We start from the raw sequence: 17,366 nt of genomic DNA, 5'->3' as shown, positions 1-17,366 counted from the left end.
GGAGAGTTCGTTTGATCTACATCATTCCCGCAGTAGCAGCTTATTTGCTGGGTTCGCTCAGCTTCAGCTTTATAATTGGGAAATTGGTCAAGGGGATTGATATCCGGGCGCACGGAAGCGGAAATGCCGGAGCCACCAACACGCTGCGCGTGCTTGGCAAAGGACCGGCTGTCCTGGTACTTGCGCTGGATGTCGTAAAAGCGATACTGGCTGTCTGGATCGGCAAGTGGATGGCTCCGGATCTGATCTGGGTCCATGTCGCTTGCGGGCTCGCCGTCATTATCGGCCATAACTGGCCGGTATTTTTCGGTTTCCGGGGCGGCAAAGGCGTAGCTACTGCCATCGGTGTAACGGCTACCCTATGCTTTCTTCCCGCGATCTTCGCGGGCATTATCGCCATTGCATCCATTTTTCTGACCCGTTACGTATCGCTGGGCTCCCTGCTGTTTACCGCACTTTTACCTTTTTTCGTATGGGGCATGGGAAGACCGGTGGAGATCTTGTGGGGCGTTATCGTAATCGGGGTATTTACGTTTTGGCGGCACCGTACAAATATCAGTAAACTGGTTCAAGGCCGAGAAAATAAGATCGGCTCCAAAAAGGCGTAGCCTGCTCGATGAATCGGCTTAGAAGGGAGACAGCCATGACTAAACACGTATCCGTACTGGTAGCGGGAAGCTGGGGAACGGCTCTTGCCTCCGTACTGGCCGCTAACGACCTGGACGTAACGATTTGGACGAGAAACGCCGGACAGGCGGAAGAGATCAATACCTTACATACCAACAGCCGTTATTTGCAGGACATCGCGCTGTCCCCGCGCATCCGTGCCACTACATCGATTCGCGAAGCGGTTGAAAATAAGGACGCCGTCGTATTCGTGGTACCTTCGGCAGGAATGCGCGAGGTGGCGTCCCAAGTGAGAGAATTCTTAAGCCCGGATACGCTCGTGATTCACGCGACCAAAGGCTTCGAATCGCTCACGCTGAAAAGGATGACCACCGTGCTGGCCGAGGAGCTTCCGCAGTGCGACCCGGAACGTATCGTCGTTCTGTCGGGACCGAGCCATGCGGAAGAAGTGATCCGGGAATGCCCGACGACTGTCGTGGTGGCATCTCCGACGATCGAAGCGGCCGAAGCGGCGCAGGATCTGTTCATTAATTCGTATTTCCGCGTCTACACGAACCCGGACGTAACGGGAGTCGAAGTGAGCGGCGCGCTCAAAAATATCATCGCCCTCGGCGCGGGTCTCTCCGACGGTCTCCGGTTCGGCGACAACGCCAAGGCGGCCCTCTTAACCCGGGGACTCGCCGAAATCGCACGCCTCGGGGCGGAGATGGGCGCCAACCCGATGACCTTCGCAGGCCTGGCGGGAATCGGCGACCTCGTGGTCACCTGTACCAGTACGCACAGCCGCAACTGGAAGGCGGGCTATCTGCTGGGCCAGGGAGAACCTCTCGACCAGGTTCTCGATAAAATGGGCATGGTCGTCGAGGGCGTCAAAACGACGAAGTCCGCCTACGTGCTTGCCCAGGAGTACGGCGTCACAATGCCCATCACGAACGAGCTTCATCACGTTCTGTTCGAAGGGAAAGCTCCGCGGGCGGCGGTTGAAGATCTGATGGGCCGCGGCCGTACGCATGAGATCGAAGAGGTCGCCAATCAGACGGATAAATGGATTCTGTAGCCTACACCATTCCTGCCGAGCCTTCATACACTACCATAGATTCAAGTCCAGTTCCTTATAGCGGACACTATGGTTGGGAGGCGGCAGCGTGCCTAGAAATCCGAAAGACATTCTTAATACCGTTAAGAAAAAAACGGGTAAAAGCGTAACCGAGAAAGATATCCAGAAGTTGGCCAGCGGCGTGAAACCGTCGACCGTTCAAGATGAAGCACAGCTGCGGCAGTTGATTAAGCAGGTTTCCCAGCTTGTCGGGATTGATGTGCCGGAAGAAACCGTCAAAGAAATCGTTCATGCGGTTAAAAGCAGCAAACTGGACGGCGGCAACTTGCAGCAGATGATGAATCTCATCATGAAAAGGTAGCGATAAACGCCAGCGGAAGCGCAGGGGGACCGTAGGAGGCCGTAAGGCAGCCCGCGGTCCTTTTACTCGTGATTCACAAAGTTTCGGCCGAAATGCTATAATCAACCTAGGAATGAAGCAGCATCGTTTACACGAAGGGGGAAACATAGATGATTACACTGCGCACGAGAAAAGGGGACAAGACGGTCGAAAGCGAGACGGGACTGACCGTACTTGAACTGGCCCTCAAACATAAACTCGAATGGGGACATTCCTGCAAGCGCGGTACATGCGCGCGCTGCCGCTGTTTTGTCAAAGAAGGCCGGGAACGGCTCGCACCGCCTACGGAAGCGGAACTTGACCGTTTGGAACCCGAAGAAATTGATCTGGGCTACCGTCTGGGATGTCAGGCCGTGATTCAGGAAACCGGCGATGTTTCCGTTACTCACAAGCCTTACTTCTAGGAGGACCGGCATGAAAAGCGAACGTTCAAAGGAGCGGCGGATTGCGCTCGAAATGCGTCGGGACCTTCCGCTGGAGGAGTCGTTAGTCCGGGTCATGCGTCAGGCGGCCCGTCTTCTCAACGACACCGGAACCGGCTGGCTGATCGGCGGGAGCTGCGGTCTGGCGCTGCAGGGCGTGGAGATCGGAGCCCAGCCGCGGGATCTGGATCTGTACGTGGATACGGATCAGGCGTCAGCGGCGGCGCGTATCCTGGAACCCTATGCCGTCGATGAGCAGAAACTGGACCGTACGGGCATCTATGAATCGCTGCTCAGCCATTACGCCATCGGCGGCATTCAGGTGGAGCTCGTAGGCGGGTTTAAAGTTTGTGCGTCGGGATCGCAGTACATAGTCGAGGCGGCCTACTTGAGGGAGAAGCACGCGGAAGTGCGGCAATTGGAAGGTGAGAATCTGGCGTTAATGCCGCTTGCCCACGAATTGCTCTTTAACATCCTGCGCGAACGTCCCGACCGGTACGAGGCTATCGCAAGGACGATAAACAGCTGTCCGTCCCGGCACGAAGCCGCCCTGACAGACCTGCTTTCCAGAAACAGCTGGGGAGCGCCCGCATTGTCCGTCGTCAAGCGACTTATTCCCGGATTATAGAAGCATCCGCGGTTTGCGGCAGCTCCGGCTTCCGTCTCCATGACCGGAAGCCGGAGCGCAACGGGAACGAGCCGCGCCCTGGAAATAAGCAAATGCCTTAGACAGAGGGAGGGACGAGAATGAGCCAGACCAACCCGAAAGTGACATTTATGCCGGACAACCGCAGCGCTTCCGTCCGCTTGAATACCACCCTGCTGGATGCGGCGCGGCGGGCCAATGTGCACATCCGCACCCGGTGCAGCGGGCAGGCCGCCTGCCTGATGTGCAAAGTGCACGCCGGGGACCAGAGCGGCCTGACCGAGCCCGGCAAGAACGAGCGGCTCAAGCTCGGCAGCCAGCTGCAGGAAGGGCTGCGCCTGTCCTGTCAAGCCCGGATTACGGGCGATGTGACGGTTACCGTCCCCGAAGACCCGCTGAAAGCGGCTGTACGCGCCCAATTGGCCAAGCAGCGGGAAGAGGATGACTGGCCTTAGAACCTTTCAGCGATCCGGAGAAACGAAACCAAAGGAGAACCGATGATGAATATCGTAAAGGGCGCTCTAGCCGGGCGCCTGACGGTACTGATGGCCGCTTTATTTTCGCTGGCTTTGCTTGGCGGCTGTATGTATCCCAAAGAAATGCGCAAAGAAAACCAGACTAACCCGGGCGAGTTTATTGCCGTAGTCCAGCAGAGTATCGACGAATATCATACCAAGAAAAGCGTCTTTCCCATTAAAAACAGCGATATGGAAACACCGCTTTATGAAAAATACGTCATTGATTTTCAAAAGCTGAAAAACAGCGGTTATTTGTCCAACCTTCCGGGCAATGCTTACGAAAGCGGCGGAGATTTTATTTATGTGCTCGTCGACCCCGACACGAAGGCAAAAGTGAAGCTTTTCGATCTGGTAGCTTACCGGACCACGGCTGACATCCAGAAGAAAGTAAACGACTATATCAGCAAAAACAACGGCGCCGTTCCGGGCGGAGAAACCTATTCTCCCGGCTTCAAGTATGTGGATTTCGGCAAAATCGGCATGAAAACGCCTGAACTCAAAAGTGTCTACAACCGTCAGAGCCTGATTAATTTCCTTGTTCATGACTCCGGCAAAGTTGCGATTGATTATGCACCCGATCTGGCTCAAAAGATCAGGGACAAGCAGCTTCAGGCTGGCCTGAAGGACGGTCAGGACCTTCTTCCCCTTTTGGCGGAAGACTCCTATTTCGTACCTATCATGTCGTTTGAGTACAAATGGGACAGCGCGACGAGCAAACCTGTTCCCGTCATGAAATAACCGGCCGTATAAGTCTGCAAGGCGGTTTTATCCGCCGGCTACGGGCTTTCGAACCCCTTTTCTTCCTCATGGAGAAAAGGGTTTTTTCGCGTTCGGCGCATATTCGGATTCCGGGAATCATATATTTTTTCAGAGATTATTGCCAGGCATATTTCGACGACCGGCACATATATTTGTTACAAGTCCAAATGATGTACGAGTTATGTCGCATACGGATGGCAAAGGGAAGGCCGGCTGAAGAACGTATCGTGGCTCTCGCTTCATTTAACAACCTGTAGGAGGGATTCTCTTGGAGAAAGTGGATATCTTTAAAGACATTGCTGAGCGAACGGGAGGAGATATTTACCTGGGGGTCGTTGGAGCGGTCCGTACGGGAAAATCGACCTTCATCAAACGCTTCGTGGAATCAGTTGTACTGCCTAACATCCAAAGTGAAACCGATCGCATCAGAGCCACGGATGAGCTCCCGCAGAGTGCGGCAGGGCGCACGATTATGACGACCGAACCGAAGTTCGTGCCGAATAACGCCGTGCAGATTTCCGTAGCGGAAGGACTGAACGTCAACGTCCGGCTGGTCGATTGCGTCGGCTATGCGGTGGAAGGCGCCAAAGGCTACGAGGACGAGAACGGTCCCCGGATGATTTCGACGCCGTGGTTCGACGAACCGATCCCGTTCCAGGAAGCGGCCGAAATCGGCACACGCAAAGTCATTCAAGAGCATTCAACGCTGGGGGTCGTCGTGACGACCGACGGAACGATTTCAGATATTCCGCGTTCGTCTTATGTGCTGGCGGAAGAAAGAGTCATAGCGGAGCTGAAGGAAGTCGGCAAGCCGTTCATCGTAGTCATCAACTCGCAAAAACCTAACAGCGAGCCGGCCCAGGAACTGCGCAGCGAACTGCAAAGCAAGTACGACATTCCGGTCGTCACGATGAGCGTAGCGACGGCAGGCGAAGACGAGATGATCGGCGTGCTCCGTGAAGTTCTGTATGAATTCCCGGTACACGAAGTGAACGTAAACCTGCCGAGCTGGGTGATGGTGCTGCCGGAGAAGCACTGGCTGCGTACGCATTTTGAAAATTCCGTCCGCGATACCGTTCAGGACATCCGGCGTCTGCGGGACGTGGAGCGGGTTGTCGGACAATTCTCCGAATATGAGTTCATCGACCGGGCGGCTCTTGCCGGAATGAATATGGGGCAGGGTGTGGCCGAGATCGACCTGTACGCACCGGATGAACTGTACGATAAAATTTTGGTCGAAGTGGTCGGCGTCGAGATTCGCGGTAAGGATCACCTGCTTCAACTGATGCAGGAGTTCACCCATGCGAAAAGGGAATACGACCAGTTCGCCGAAGCGCTGGAAATGGTCAAAACGACCGGCTACGGCATCGCGCCGCCTACGCTTGCGGAAATGGCTTTGGATGAGCCGGAGCTTATCCGTCAGGGTTCCCGCTTCGGTGTAAGGCTGAAGGCGACGGCTCCTTCGATACATATGATCCGTGTCGATGTGGAGTCGGAGTTCTCCCCGATTATCGGAACGGAGAAGCAGAGCGAGGAGCTGGTCCGCTACCTCATGCAGGACTTCGAGGACAACCCGCTCAAAATTTGGGAGTCCGATATTTTCGGCCGCTCTCTGCACTCTATCGTCCGGGAAGGTATTCAGGGGAAGCTTGCCATGATGCCGGACAATGCCCGCTACAAGCTCCAGGAGACACTCGGACGTATTATCAACGAAGGTTCCGGGGGGCTCATCGCCATTATTTTATAACGAGCTTGACATTTCGTTTTTCTACCGTTTCCGGTGGGGAAATTCTTCAGAGAACTTCACGTTCTCCAAGAATTTCCCTGTTTTTTTGTGCATTTTCCACAAAATCAGCGACTTTGACTTGAAATAAGCTCTAGCGTATATTACTATAAGTTTGTTTCGTTTTCTTCGGTACTCGTTTTTCGTTGATGGGCTTGGGCTTTTGCCCGGTTCATGTATATTTTTTAACGAAACGGTGAAAACAGAAAGTAAAACAGTAGATATTTTGGGAGGGAGGTGAAAGGCATGAATAAATCCGAACTGATTGCTAAAGTATCTGAGACCTCCGAGCTTTCCAAGAAGGATGCGACGAAAGCGGTTGACGCTGTATTCGATGCAATTTCCGAAGCTCTTCAGCAGGGCGACAAAGTTCAGCTTGTTGGTTTCGGCAACTTCGAAGTTCGCGAGCGCTCCGCACGTAAAGGACGCAACCCGCAAACAGGCGATGAAATCGAAATCCCTGCAAGCAAAATTCCTGCTTTCAAACCTGGCAAAGCGCTGAGAGACGGCATTCAATAATCGCTTCTCTTACATATGGATTTTGTGTAGACCGTGTGCCTCCGGGCGCGCGGTTTAGTTTTTATTAGCGCTTTTTTTCCGCATTGACAACTTGCGATTATCCGGTATAATAGGGATACGGCGTCGGGGTATGGCGCAGTCTGGTAGCGCGCACCCTTGGGGTGGGTGAGGCCGTGGGTTCAAATCCCGCTACTCCGACCATGAAACCCATACATACACCAAATGCTTTCGCTCAGGATCATATCCTGACGGAAGCATTTTTTAATGCGGCCGGGAGAGCTCCTTCCTCCCTTCGGCCAGGCGGCGGTCTCTTTTGGAAGCGGCGCCCGATTGTGTTACGATAGAATCAACAAATCCGCAGGAGGGGAACGGAAATGCGGCAGAACGGTCAAACACGTGTTAAAAGCGCCCTGTTTACGGCAGCGGCGGCGATAGCCGTCATGGCGTCGGGGTGTGAAGGGAAGCCTGCTTCCACAGGTGGTACGGGAGCCGGCCCTTCAGGCACGGAAGCGCCCGGGCCAACCGACGCCGGTCAGGCGCGGGGGAGCGGCTCCGGGAATGCTCCCGTCGTGCCCGAGCTCGTAGAGCAGAAGGCGGCGGACTACACGCGGGAGATCGTGGCTTCCGGCCTTAATGTGCCGTGGGAACTGGTTTTTGCGCCGGATGGCCGCATATTTTTCACGGAGCGGCCGGGGCAGCTGAGGATGATCCGGGACGGCAACCTGCAGGAGAAGCCGCTTTTGAAGCTGCAGGGCCCTTTTATCAGCAGCGGGGAGGGCGGGCTGCTCGGTTTGGCGCTCGATCCCGACTTCGCCGCCAATTCCTACCTGTATGTTTACCACACGTACGCCGGGGAAGGAGATACGAAGAACCGAGTGCTTCGGCTGAAACTGCAAGGTGACGAGGCTTTAATAGACCGTGTGCTGCTCGATGACATACCGGGGGCGGAGAATCATAACGGCGGACGGATCAAATTCGGCCCCGACAACATGCTTTATGTCACAACGGGCGAGAAATACGATCCGCCCCTGGCTCAGGACAAGAACAGCCTCGGCGGCAAAATTCTGCGGATAAAGCCGGACGGTTCGATTCCGGAAGACAATCCGTTTCAAGGTTCGCCCGTGTACTCCTGGGGCCACCGCAACGCACAGGGCCTGGCGTGGGACCCGCGAAGCGATACGCTGCTAAGTTCCGAACACGGACAGTCGGCTCATGACGAGCTGAACGTCATCGTCCCGGGGGGAAACTACGGCTGGCCTCTGATCGAAGGGGACGAAACGGGATCGCCCAAGGCGGCCGGACCGCTTATCCCTCCGCTTCTGCACAGCGGCAAAGACACATGGGCTCCTTCGGGAATGACGTTCATACGCCAGGGGCCGTGGCAGGGACGACTAGCCGTCGCCGGGCTGAGAGGGACGAAGCTGCTGCTGTTCACGCTTGAACCTGACCGCACGTCAGCTCCGGGAGCAGGGGCTTCCGTACCCGTTTACAAGCTGACCAAGGCGGAAGCCGCATTCGCGGGCATCTTCGGACGGCTTCGCTCGGTAACGGAAGGCCCTGACGGCTCTCTGTACCTGCTGACGAACAACCGGGACGGGCGGGGTAAACCGGCGGGAGACGACGACAAAATCATCCGCCTGAAGCCGAAGCGGTCCGGCGCGGAATAAGGGTTGACAGGCGGCTTCTTTTTAAAGCATGATAAATTGTAAGCCACATACGGATAAGCAGTATGGATAGAAGGGGGCACCGATTTATGGATCAGACACAGGGAGATTATTTTATTATTAAGGCGAAAGAAAACGGCGTACATGTGATCGGTCTGACAAGAGGACACGACACGCGCTTTCATCATACCGAAAAGCTGGACAAAGGCGAGGTTATGATCGCCCAGTTCACGGAGCACACTTCGGCGGTGAAGGTCCGGGGCAAGGCGCTGATCATGACGAAGTTCGGCAATATCGAAACCGAACAATAATTTGCGTCGGCAGGCATAGCCTGCTTTTTTTCATTGTACAATGGGATATAGACAGGAGGTGCCCTTGTACGATGAACAAAATTGCCCGTCTGTTGACGATAGGCGGCCTGTCGGCGGCCGTTGTGCTGACTATGGCGTTCGTCCCGTTTCTAGACAGAAAGAACAGCGGTCAAGGATCGGAAGCCTGGAGAAGTATTTCCGGTCCGGAATTGACGGAGGTAAATCTGCCCGATTACGTAAACGGACTCCCGCTTCAACTGCGCGTGCGCAAGGTGGAGCTTACGCATTCCATTCTCTCGCTCGATCTGCTGCTGCCGGGAACGGCCGAGAAGAAGGTTGTTTACGGCGATCTGCTGCGGATCGCGCAATCGTCCCTGCTCCGGACTTCCAACATTAGCCGGGTGCTCGTCAGGATCGTGGAATACGGCGCAAAACCGGGCGAGAACGGTCCGCAGCTCGTCATGGCGATGGAAGCGGCCCGCACGGAGGCGAAGGCACTGTCCTCCTTGAAGGGAACCGACGGCGAAGATAAGGTCGCTGCCGAACTTCAGCGCAGATTTCTTCTGACCTTTACAAAGAAATGGCAGCGGCACTTTCCAGAATAATTGCTTGTGCGTCACTCAAAAGGTTATGCTATAATTACTTAGATACGATCTATGAAACTGGCACACGTACGGAGGCTTTTGTATGAACCCATATCGGATCCCTGAGATCGCTAAACAATATACGGATTATGACATGATCCGCCAGCATACGGATCTGCCTGATTTCCCGAACTTCCGGGCGCAGCTTCTGTATGCTTTTTTGAGCAGGGATTCCCGGCTTAACCCTTCGTCCGAATTGTTTGCGCTCGTCACTTCGCTTGTCCAGATGGGACTCGATACGCATGACGAGGTAACGGTTTCTAATGAGGTGAAAGAGAAGAAAGCCGCCAGGTCCCGTCAGCTGAAAGTGCTGGCCGGCGATTATTTCAGTTCCCGATTTTACCACCTGCTATCGCAAGCCGGTCAAATCGAACTTATCAAACGGTTGTCCACGGCCATCTGCGAGCTGAACCGGCTCAAAACGAATCTGTATGTGACGATGAAGCATCTTAAAGTCACGACAGAGGACTACGTGCGGCAGTCCGTGGATATCAAGTCCCATCTGTTCAAGTCGTTCGGCGGACTGATGGAAGAAGTAAACCGCCGCGCCTGGCCGGAAATTCTCGAAGCGTTTACCCGCTGCGAAGTGATTTTCAAGGAAATTTTCCGTTCGGAATCTCTTCAGGATTTCCACGGGAGCTGGGGCTATTGGCACATTATCCAGAACGGCTCCAAAGAAGAGCGGAAGCTGCTCGAAGCTGAGGAGCAGGATCCGGCTAAACTCAAGGCGCTGATCCACAAATACAACGTGCCGTCCCAATTGTACAACCTGCTTGCGGCCCAGCTTCAACAGCTGGAAGTGAAAATAAAGCAGCTTGATTCGGACAAGCTCGCAAGTGAACTGTTTCACATTGGCGAGCCATTTTTTCGTTTCATTTCCAAGACCAGATTACTGGAAGAGAGATAAAGGTGGGGAAAGCCGTGCAAGGCAAAACGAAAGAACAATTTGTTCATTCCGTGTTTGAAAGTATCGCGCCCAAATACGATAAAATGAACAGTATCCTAAGCTTCCGCAGGCACAAGGCCTGGCGGAAATTTACGATGGCCAAAATGAACGTCAAGCCGGGCTCGACCGCGATCGATATTTGCTGCGGCACTTGCGACTGGACGATCTCCATGGCGAAGGCAAGCGGCACCGGACAAATGGTCGGGCTGGATTTCAGCCAGAACATGCTCGATTACGGCGCGGGCAAGATCCGTGAGGAGAGGCTGGACAACCAGATCCGTCTTGTGCACGGCAATGCCATGAGCCTCCCTTTCGACGATAACACTTTCGATTATGCCACTATCGGGTTCGCGCTTAGGAACGTGCCGGACGTGGAGCAGGTGCTGCGTGAAATGCAGCGCGTTGTGAAACCGGGCGGGCTTGTCGTTTCTCTGGAGTTGTCCAAGCCGACTTGGCGGCCTTTTAAAGCTTTGTATTATTTTTATTTTCAGAAAGTGCTTCCGATGCTCGGCAAATTGATTGCCAAGTCTTATGAGCAGTACAGATGGCTTCCGGAATCGCTAATCAGTTTCCCAGACTATAAAGAGCTTGCCGAAATTTTTCGCCAAACGGGGCTTCAGAAAGTCGAAGCTTACCCGCTGACCTTCGGAATTGCGGCGCTTCATATAGGCGTCAAAGGGAATTCGAGTCAGGAGAGTAAGACAGATGCGACAACTCATTCATAAAACAAAAATTTTCCTGGAAATGATCAAATTTGAGCATTCCCTTTTCGCCCTTCCTTTTGCCTATATGGGTTCTATTCTCGGAGCCGTTGTGGAAACGGGGGTTCTGCCAACGTGGACGCAGATCATGTGGATCACGCTTGCGATGATCGGCGCCCGCACGGCCGCGATGTCCCTGAACCGGGTTATAGACAAAAAGTACGACAAGAGAAATCCGCGGACGGCGAACCGGGCGATCCCGGCGGGGCTGATTTCAGTCGCGGAAGTTACGGTATTTATTATCCTTTCATTCCTTTTGCTTTTCTGGTCAGCTTATCACCTCAACCTGCTGTCCGTTTACCTGCTGCCGGTTGCGGTCTTTTTTCTTGTCTTTTATTCGTACACCAAACGGTTTACGTGGGCGTGCCATTTTGTTCTCGGCATCACCCTGGGTCTTGCCCCGCTCGGCGGATGGGTGGCGATTACCGGAGGAATCACGCCGGCCGCGCTTGTCCTATTTATTACCGTAGCGATGTGGAGTGCCGGCTTCGACCTGCTCTACGCCTGCCAGGATGTGGAATTTGACCGCGAGGAAGGCCTGCATTCCTATCCGGGCCGCTTCGGTATTCCGGTGGCGCTGATTACGGCGCGCGTTCTCCATACGCTGACCGCTGTAGGTCTGATCTCGCTTTTCTTTATGACGAATCTCAGTTGGTGGTACCTCGTCGGCATTATCATCGCGTACATCATTTTGTTTTACGAGCACCGCCTGGTTTCGCCGACGGATTTATCTAAGCTGAATACGGCGTTTTTCACCATGAACGGGATACTCAGCACGGTCGTTTTCGTCTTCACGCTGGTGGATATTCTGGTGGAGACGTTCCGATGAAGAAACGCGGCTGGGTCGTCGGCATTACGGGGGCAAGCGGCGCGATTTACGGAGTGACGCTCATCAAGGAACTTCTGAAAAGGGGCGTTCCCGTCCATCTGGTCATTACGGATGCCGGCTGGCGGGTGCTTCACGAAGAGCTGGATTGGGTGGCCGCCAAGCGGAAAGAAACGCTGGAAGCTCATTTCGGCGGTTTTCCGGGCTCGTACACGTATTATCCGCTCCAAGACATCGGGGCCGGCATAGCAAGCGGCTCGTTCCGCACCGAGGGCATGGTGGTCATGCCGTGTTCGATGGGCACCTTAGCGGGAATTTCCCGCGGCGCCTCGGACAACCTTCTGGAGCGGGCAGCCGACGTGATGCTGAAAGAAGGGCGCAGGCTCATTCTGGTTCCCAGGGAAACGCCGCTGCACACCATTCATCTGGAGAACATGCTTGTCCTTGCCAAAATGGGCGTGAAGCTGATTCCGGCCATGCCGGCCTTCTATCAGCGACCTGAGACATTGGAAGACATCGTTGCCTTTCTCGTGGGGAAGGTACTAGACAACATGGATTTGGATCATGAATTGTTCAGAAGATGGGGAGAAAGCAATGACGACAACAGAGAAGAAACTGCGCATCGGGAGAATTGAATTTACGAATGCTTGGCCTGTGTTTTACCATTTTCCGGTGCAGAAGCTGGCAAATTCAGTAGAGTTCGTAAGTCAGGTTCCGACAGGTTTAAACCGGGCTCTGGCGGCGGGAGAGATCGATATGAGCGCTATCTCCTCGTTTTCGTATGGAGAAAATTTCCGGGATTACGTCCTGTTTCCCGATTTGTCGGTCAGCGCTTACGGGTATGTGAATTCACTGCTGCTTTTTCATAAAAAACCGCTGGACCAATTGAAAAACGGAAGATTTGCGCTTCCGACGACCTCCGCAACGACGACAAACCTGCTGAAAATCATCATGAACAAAAAATACGGCGGCAATCCGACCTACAGTTATGCTCCGCCTGTGCTGGAAGACATGATGAAAGACAACGACGCGGCGCTCCTGATCGGCGACCATGCCATCAAAGCCAGCTGGCAGGGCAGCGGGTATATGGTAACCGACCTGGGGCAAGAATGGAAGGAATGGACCGGGCATTGGATGTCGTTTGCCGTGTGGGCCGTCCGTAAAGATACTATCGAACGGTCGCCGGAACTGGTTAAAAGCATCTTTGACGGTTTCGTGGAAAGCAAACGCAAGTCGCTGGACGACCTTACGGGCGTTATTAATGAAGCCGTCCTCAAAATCGGCGGTTCGGAATCTTACTGGGAACATTATTTCAGAAATCTTTGCTACGAATTCGGTCCCGAGCAGTGGAGCGGTCTGGAGCTGTATTACCGCTATGCTTGGGAGCTTGGTTTTTTACCGGAAGAGGTCTCCATCCAGATCTGGTCCGATAATACGAGGGTGCGGGTGACGGAATGAAAATTCTTAACATATACGTGCGCAAGAAAAAAGACGTGGGCGCTATCGAGCGGGAACTGGAAGTGAGCCTGCAGACCGACCACGCATTATTGACGGAAACGTCCATGCATCTGCTAAAGGCCGGGGGCAAAAGAATCCGGCCTGTTCTTGTCCTGTTGGGCGGCGAATTCGGAACCTATGATATTGAACGGTTGAAAATGATAGCGGTGCCCCTGGAGCTTTTCCATTCGGCCTCGCTCGTTCACGACGATGTGATTGACGATGCGGACACCCGGCGCGGCCAGGATACCGTAAAGTCCAGATGGGACAACCGGATTGCGATGTATACCGGGGATTTTATTTTTGCCAAGGGGCTTGAGATAGCCGCCAGACTGGAAGATCCGCGTGTCCATTTGATCCTGTCAAAGGCATTGGTGGAAATGTCCATCGGTGAAATGGAGCAGATCCGTTTCTTCTTCCATACGGAGCAGACGCTTCGGGATTATCTTCTCCGCATCAAGCGGAAGACGGCTCTTCTTATCGCGATTTCCTGCCAGCTTGGAGCTATGGTGGCGGGAGCCGACGAATACGTATCCAACCGGCTGTATTCTTTTGGCTACAATGTCGGGCTCGCTTTCCAGATCCGGGACGACATCCTTGATCTGTGCGGTACCGAGAAGGAGATCGGCAAACCTCCGGGAAGCGATATCAAACAGGGCAACATTACACTGCCCGTTATTTTCGCCCTGCAGGAGGAGAAGCTCAGAGGCCCGATTCTGAGCGAGATCGAACGCATCCAGCAAGCGGACGGGCAGACGGACGTCAGCCGCGTTCTGGACATGATCCGCGGGAGCGGAGGGATCGAGAAATCCAGTGCGCTTGCCGACCGTTATATCGCAAAAGCCATTGCGGCTCTGGATACGCTTCCGAACACCCGGGCCAAGCAGGATCTCATCCAGGTCGCCCATTTTATCGGCAACCGCACGCACTAATCCTATATTTTATCGGCCCGGCGGGCTCCGGTTTCACGGATGTGTGCAATTGTTCATTGTACGTGCTGCTGAAACGGTGTTACAGTAAGAGAGATTACTTTTCTACCAATTGGAGGCAGATTACATGGAAAAAACTTTTCTAATGGTAAAACCGGACGGCGTCCAGCGCGGACTGATCGGAGAGATCGTCAAGAGACTGGAGCAGAAAGGCTTCCAGCTGGTAGCCGCTAAACTGATGCTGATGACAAGAGAGCAAGCGGAAGAGCATTATGCCGAGCATAAAGGCAAAGACTTCTTCGAGCCGCTTGTAGAGTTTATTACTTCCGGTCCCGTATTTGCCATGGTGTGGCAGGGCGAGCAGGTTATTGCGCTTTCCCGCATTCTGAACGGTAAAACGAACGTACTGGAAGCGGCTCCCGGAACGATCCGCGGCGACTTCGCCTTACATACGAGATTAAACCTGATTCACGGCTCGGATTCACCCGAGAGCGCAGAGCGCGAGATCAACCATTTCTTCAAGCCGGAAGAAATTTTGGATTACAAGCGCGACGTATCCCGCTGGCTGTAATCAGACTAGGGAAAAAGATATGGGCATTTTTGCCTATATCTTTTTCTTTTTTTGCAGGAGAATTCGCCCGGGATAGGGAATATCAACACCTGGACAAATACATCAGAGGTGGGATACAACTTGGAAAACGACGATTTTCCGTTATTTATCCGCAAAATCAAGGACTTCACATCGATAGATCTCGCATTATACAAAGAAGCTCAGATGAAAAGGCGTCTGACGACGCTGCGGATCAAAAAAGGCTACAATACCTTCTCGGCCTATTTCGATGCCATGTCGAAAGATAAAGAACTCTTTTACGAATTTCTGGACCGGATGACCATCAACGTCTCCGAGTTTTGGCGCAACCCGAACCGCTGGGAAGTAATGGAACAGAAATTTTTGCCGGAACTGCGAAACGCGAGCCGGAATCTCAAAGTATGGAGCGCAGCCTGCTCGACCGGCGAGGAGCCGTATACGCTGGCTATGATCTTGTCTCACATGGGCGCTTTGCGTGACGCCTCCATCCTTGCGACGGACATTGACGAAGGAGCGCTGGAAAAGGCGCGCCGCGGCATTTATGTGGAAAGATCGCTCAAAGACGTTCCGCCCCACTACGTGAAAACGTATTTCAAACAGGAGCAGCTCGGTTTCCATGTCACCGACGAGCTCAAGAAAGCGGTGAAATTCCAGAAGCAGAACCTGCTGGAGGACCGTTTCGACAGCGGCTTCGACCTGATTGTTTGCCGCAATGTCATCATTTATTTTACGGAAGAAGCGAAGCATCGGCTGTATCAGAAATTTTCAAAAGCGTTGAAACCGGGAGGCATTCTGTTCGTGGGTTCCACCGAGCAGATTTTTTCTCCGGCCCAGTATGACCTCGAACCCGCGGATACCTTTTTTTACCGGAAAAAGGGGTAGGAATGTATAACTTTTCCTTTTGAAACCGATACTTGGAGTACCGTCTTTCAAGGAGGACTCAAATGGATAAACGAAAGGTTATTGCCGCCTATCGCCGGGGGTTTATCACCATGCAGGAGTGTGCGCAGATTCTAGGCATAGATTCCGTGCAGATTCTCGGGATGATGAACGATCCGAAGATGGCCGGTCCGTCCGGTCCCTGGCAGAAGCAATCGGCCGGCGGCTGACGATCGGAAGCTCAGGTCTAATGGAAACCGGATAAAACACGCTTTGATGCCGGCTGGCACGCAGGGCGTGTTTTTTGTGCGTGCGGTTGTCAAACGCATAGGGGTATACTATAATGATAGAAAAACTTAGGCACTTGAAAGCGCTAAAGTGTTTGTCGGTACCGTAGTTGTACGGATTAGAAGGGAGCAAGAGTAGTGAGATACTTAACGGCGGGGGAAACACATGGTCCGCAGCTGACTGCGATCATTGAAGGATTTCCGAGTAATGTAACGATTGATTTTGAAGCAATGAACTTCCAATTACATAGAAGGCAGAAAGGCCACGGACGCGGACGCCGGATGCAGATCGAGAAAGATACCGCAAGCATTGTCGGCGGTGTGCGCCACGGCAGAACGACAGGTGCGCCGATTGCCCTGGTAGTCGAGAATAACGACTGGAAGCACTGGACTTCCATTATGAACATAGAAGAGCAGCCGGATACGGACGAAGGAAAACGGCGGGTTAACCGGCCGCGTCCGGGTCACGCGGATCTCAACGGCGGTTTGAAATACAACCAGCGTGACCTCCGCAACATTCTGGAACGCTCCAGCGCCAGGGAAACGACGATGCGCGTAGCTTGCGGTGCCGTCGCGAGACAGCTGCTTGAAGCGTTCGGCATCAAGCTGGCGAGCCACGTCGTCCGCATCGGCGATGTGGAGGCGAAATCTCCGCAGCTGCCGATCGACGAGCTCATCGCGATTACGGAGCAATCTCCCGTAAGAGTGACGGATCCCGAAGCGGAAGCGGCGATGATTGCGGCTATTGACGCGGCGAAGGCCGACGGAGATACGCTTGGCGGTGTCGTAGAAGTTATCGTGGAAGGCGCGCCGGTCGGTCTGGGCAGCCATGTGCAGTGGGACCGCAAGCTTGACGGCCGCATCGCTCAGGCGGTTCTGTCCATCCAGGCGTTTAAAGGCTGCGAAATCGGCATCGGATTCGAAGCGGCCAAACTGCGCGGCTCCAGCGTGCACGACGAGATTCAATATGATCCCGAGAAGGGCTTCCGCCGGGCGAGCAACCGCGCAGGCGGTTTCGAAGGCGGAATGACGACAGGCGAACCGATTGTCGTAAGAGGCGTCATGAAGCCGATCTCGACTCTATACAAACCGCTTCAGAGCGTGGATATCGATACGAAAGAAGCATTCACGGCTCAAGTGGAACGCTCCGATACCTGTGCCGTACCGGCTGCCGGCGTCATCATGGAGAACGTGGTGGCCTGGGAAGTCGCGCAGGCGTTCATGGAAAAATTCGGCGGAGATTCTCTCGAAGAGATTCGCCGCAATTATGAGAATTACTTGAAGCAAGTGGAGAGCTATTAA

General features: G+C 53.9%; 22 protein-coding genes and 1 tRNA gene. All 23 read left to right on the top strand.

The genetic code is table 11. The features are described from left to right. Positions 1–11 precede the first annotated feature (11 nt). The 23 genes from plsY (at position 12) to aroC (ending at position 17,366) form a co-directional block, all read left to right on the top strand. Positions 12–608 (top strand): glycerol-3-phosphate 1-O-acyltransferase PlsY, encoded by a 597-nt coding sequence (gene plsY, locus AC2TF6_RS18530; protein WP_491307990.1) that lies wholly within the window; start codon positions 12–14, stop codon positions 606–608. 35 nt (positions 609–643) lie between these two features. Next, on the top strand, positions 644–1,684 hold the full coding sequence (locus tag AC2TF6_RS18525; protein WP_491307989.1) for an NAD(P)H-dependent glycerol-3-phosphate dehydrogenase: 1,041 nt from the start codon (positions 644–646) through the stop codon (positions 1,682–1,684). A gap of 88 nt (positions 1,685–1,772) precedes the next feature. Further along, positions 1,773–2,045 (top strand): stage VI sporulation protein F, encoded by a 273-nt coding sequence (locus AC2TF6_RS18520; RefSeq protein WP_217556253.1) that lies wholly within the window; start codon positions 1,773–1,775, stop codon positions 2,043–2,045. A 149-nt stretch (positions 2,046–2,194) separates the two neighbouring features. After that, positions 2,195–2,488, top strand: a complete 294-nt coding sequence (locus AC2TF6_RS18515; RefSeq protein ID WP_009672002.1) for a 2Fe-2S iron-sulfur cluster-binding protein — start codon at positions 2,195–2,197, stop codon at positions 2,486–2,488. Between the two features lie 10 nt (positions 2,489–2,498). Further along, positions 2,499–3,134 (top strand): nucleotidyltransferase domain-containing protein, encoded by a 636-nt coding sequence (locus AC2TF6_RS18510; protein ID WP_491307988.1) that lies wholly within the window; start codon positions 2,499–2,501, stop codon positions 3,132–3,134. Between the two features lie 119 nt (positions 3,135–3,253). Beyond that, positions 3,254–3,607: a 2Fe-2S iron-sulfur cluster-binding protein gene (locus AC2TF6_RS18505; protein WP_491307987.1), complete on the top strand. Its 354-nt coding sequence runs from the start codon at positions 3,254–3,256 to the stop codon at positions 3,605–3,607. A gap of 45 nt (positions 3,608–3,652) precedes the next feature. After that, positions 3,653–4,408 (top strand): YphF family lipoprotein, encoded by a 756-nt coding sequence (locus AC2TF6_RS18500; protein ID WP_491307986.1) that lies wholly within the window; start codon positions 3,653–3,655, stop codon positions 4,406–4,408. Positions 4,409–4,697: 289 nt separating this feature from the next. After that, entirely contained in the window at positions 4,698–6,176 is a 1,479-nt protein-coding gene (gene spoIVA, locus AC2TF6_RS18495; protein WP_009672005.1) for a stage IV sporulation protein A, read from the top strand. A gap of 282 nt (positions 6,177–6,458) precedes the next feature. Continuing rightward, positions 6,459–6,731 carry an HU family DNA-binding protein gene (locus AC2TF6_RS18490; protein ID WP_009671985.1) on the top strand — a complete coding sequence of 91 codons (273 nt, stop codon included), beginning with the start codon at positions 6,459–6,461 and terminating at the stop codon, positions 6,729–6,731. Positions 6,732–6,855: 124 nt separating this feature from the next. Then, a tRNA-Pro gene (locus tag AC2TF6_RS18485) sits at positions 6,856–6,932 on the top strand. A gap of 173 nt (positions 6,933–7,105) precedes the next feature. Further along, the gene (locus AC2TF6_RS18480) at positions 7,106–8,398 is read left to right on the top strand and encodes a PQQ-dependent sugar dehydrogenase (RefSeq protein WP_491307985.1); all 1,293 of its coding nucleotides are present in this window, start codon (positions 7,106–7,108) and stop codon (positions 8,396–8,398) included. A gap of 86 nt (positions 8,399–8,484) precedes the next feature. Continuing rightward, a complete protein-coding gene (gene mtrB, locus AC2TF6_RS18475) occupies positions 8,485–8,706 on the top strand; it encodes a trp RNA-binding attenuation protein MtrB (protein ID WP_009672001.1) in 222 nt (73 codons plus the stop codon). A 71-nt stretch (positions 8,707–8,777) separates the two neighbouring features. Further along, positions 8,778–9,311: a hypothetical protein gene (locus AC2TF6_RS18470; RefSeq protein ID WP_491307984.1), complete on the top strand. Its 534-nt coding sequence runs from the start codon at positions 8,778–8,780 to the stop codon at positions 9,309–9,311. A gap of 82 nt (positions 9,312–9,393) precedes the next feature. Next, positions 9,394–10,257, top strand: coding sequence for a heptaprenyl diphosphate synthase component 1 (locus AC2TF6_RS18465; RefSeq protein WP_491307983.1), 864 nt, complete (start codon positions 9,394–9,396; stop codon positions 10,255–10,257). 14 nt (positions 10,258–10,271) lie between these two features. Then, positions 10,272–11,021, top strand: a complete 750-nt coding sequence (locus AC2TF6_RS18460; protein ID WP_369995972.1) for a demethylmenaquinone methyltransferase — start codon at positions 10,272–10,274, stop codon at positions 11,019–11,021. Beyond that, positions 11,002–11,886: a UbiA-like polyprenyltransferase gene (locus tag AC2TF6_RS18455; RefSeq protein WP_491307982.1), complete on the top strand. Its 885-nt coding sequence runs from the start codon at positions 11,002–11,004 to the stop codon at positions 11,884–11,886. Before AC2TF6_RS18460 ends, AC2TF6_RS18455 begins: the two co-directional genes overlap by 20 nt. After that, positions 11,883–12,518, top strand: coding sequence for a UbiX family flavin prenyltransferase (locus AC2TF6_RS18450; RefSeq protein WP_491307981.1), 636 nt, complete (start codon positions 11,883–11,885; stop codon positions 12,516–12,518). Before AC2TF6_RS18455 ends, AC2TF6_RS18450 begins: the two co-directional genes overlap by 4 nt. After that, positions 12,478–13,341 (top strand): menaquinone biosynthesis protein, encoded by an 864-nt coding sequence (locus tag AC2TF6_RS18445; protein ID WP_491307980.1) that lies wholly within the window; start codon positions 12,478–12,480, stop codon positions 13,339–13,341. Before AC2TF6_RS18450 ends, AC2TF6_RS18445 begins: the two co-directional genes overlap by 41 nt. After that, on the top strand, positions 13,338–14,312 hold the full coding sequence (locus AC2TF6_RS18440) for a polyprenyl synthetase family protein (RefSeq protein WP_491307979.1): 975 nt from the start codon (positions 13,338–13,340) through the stop codon (positions 14,310–14,312). Before AC2TF6_RS18445 ends, AC2TF6_RS18440 begins: the two co-directional genes overlap by 4 nt. Before the next feature lie 124 nt (positions 14,313–14,436). Then, on the top strand, positions 14,437–14,880 hold the full coding sequence (ndk, locus tag AC2TF6_RS18435) for a nucleoside-diphosphate kinase (RefSeq protein WP_009671982.1): 444 nt from the start codon (positions 14,437–14,439) through the stop codon (positions 14,878–14,880). A 120-nt stretch (positions 14,881–15,000) separates the two neighbouring features. Further along, positions 15,001–15,780: a CheR family methyltransferase gene (locus tag AC2TF6_RS18430; protein ID WP_369995470.1), complete on the top strand. Its 780-nt coding sequence runs from the start codon at positions 15,001–15,003 to the stop codon at positions 15,778–15,780. Positions 15,781–15,842: 62 nt separating this feature from the next. Beyond that, positions 15,843–16,007 (top strand): hypothetical protein, encoded by a 165-nt coding sequence (locus tag AC2TF6_RS18425; RefSeq protein ID WP_218229815.1) that lies wholly within the window; start codon positions 15,843–15,845, stop codon positions 16,005–16,007. A gap of 195 nt (positions 16,008–16,202) precedes the next feature. Beyond that, on the top strand, positions 16,203–17,366 hold the full coding sequence (gene aroC / locus AC2TF6_RS18420) for a chorismate synthase (protein WP_491307978.1): 1,164 nt from the start codon (positions 16,203–16,205) through the stop codon (positions 17,364–17,366).

Source organism: Paenibacillus sp. JNUCC 35, from assembly GCF_058269095.1.
Note: the sequence above shows the minus strand (reverse complement) of the source record. Positions and strands in the feature narration are given on the sequence as shown.

What these genes read in the sequence shown, in the direction of transcription:
- AC2TF6_RS18525 (WP_491307989.1), top strand. Translation starts at nt 644, where the DNA reads ATGACTAAACACGTATCCGTACTGGTAGCGGGAAGCTGGGGAACGGCT.
- AC2TF6_RS18515 (WP_009672002.1), top strand. Translation starts at nt 2,195, where the DNA reads ATGATTACACTGCGCACGAGAAAAGGGGACAAGACGGTCGAAAGCGAG.
- AC2TF6_RS18510 (WP_491307988.1), top strand. Translation starts at nt 2,499, where the DNA reads ATGAAAAGCGAACGTTCAAAGGAGCGGCGGATTGCGCTCGAAATGCGT.
- AC2TF6_RS18505 (WP_491307987.1), top strand. Translation starts at nt 3,254, where the DNA reads ATGAGCCAGACCAACCCGAAAGTGACATTTATGCCGGACAACCGCAGC.
- AC2TF6_RS18500 (WP_491307986.1), top strand. Translation starts at nt 3,653, where the DNA reads ATGAATATCGTAAAGGGCGCTCTAGCCGGGCGCCTGACGGTACTGATG.
- AC2TF6_RS18490 (WP_009671985.1), top strand. Translation starts at nt 6,459, where the DNA reads ATGAATAAATCCGAACTGATTGCTAAAGTATCTGAGACCTCCGAGCTT.
- AC2TF6_RS18480 (WP_491307985.1), top strand. Translation starts at nt 7,106, where the DNA reads ATGCGGCAGAACGGTCAAACACGTGTTAAAAGCGCCCTGTTTACGGCA.
- mtrB (WP_009672001.1), top strand. Translation starts at nt 8,485, where the DNA reads ATGGATCAGACACAGGGAGATTATTTTATTATTAAGGCGAAAGAAAAC.
- AC2TF6_RS18470 (WP_491307984.1), top strand. Translation starts at nt 8,778, where the DNA reads ATGAACAAAATTGCCCGTCTGTTGACGATAGGCGGCCTGTCGGCGGCC.
- AC2TF6_RS18465 (WP_491307983.1), top strand. Translation starts at nt 9,394, where the DNA reads ATGAACCCATATCGGATCCCTGAGATCGCTAAACAATATACGGATTAT.
- AC2TF6_RS18455 (WP_491307982.1), top strand. Translation starts at nt 11,002, where the DNA reads ATGCGACAACTCATTCATAAAACAAAAATTTTCCTGGAAATGATCAAA.
- AC2TF6_RS18450 (WP_491307981.1), top strand. Translation starts at nt 11,883, where the DNA reads ATGAAGAAACGCGGCTGGGTCGTCGGCATTACGGGGGCAAGCGGCGCG.
- AC2TF6_RS18445 (WP_491307980.1), top strand. Translation starts at nt 12,478, where the DNA reads ATGACGACAACAGAGAAGAAACTGCGCATCGGGAGAATTGAATTTACG.
- AC2TF6_RS18440 (WP_491307979.1), top strand. Translation starts at nt 13,338, where the DNA reads ATGAAAATTCTTAACATATACGTGCGCAAGAAAAAAGACGTGGGCGCT.
- ndk (WP_009671982.1), top strand. Translation starts at nt 14,437, where the DNA reads ATGGAAAAAACTTTTCTAATGGTAAAACCGGACGGCGTCCAGCGCGGA.
- AC2TF6_RS18425 (WP_218229815.1), top strand. Translation starts at nt 15,843, where the DNA reads ATGGATAAACGAAAGGTTATTGCCGCCTATCGCCGGGGGTTTATCACC.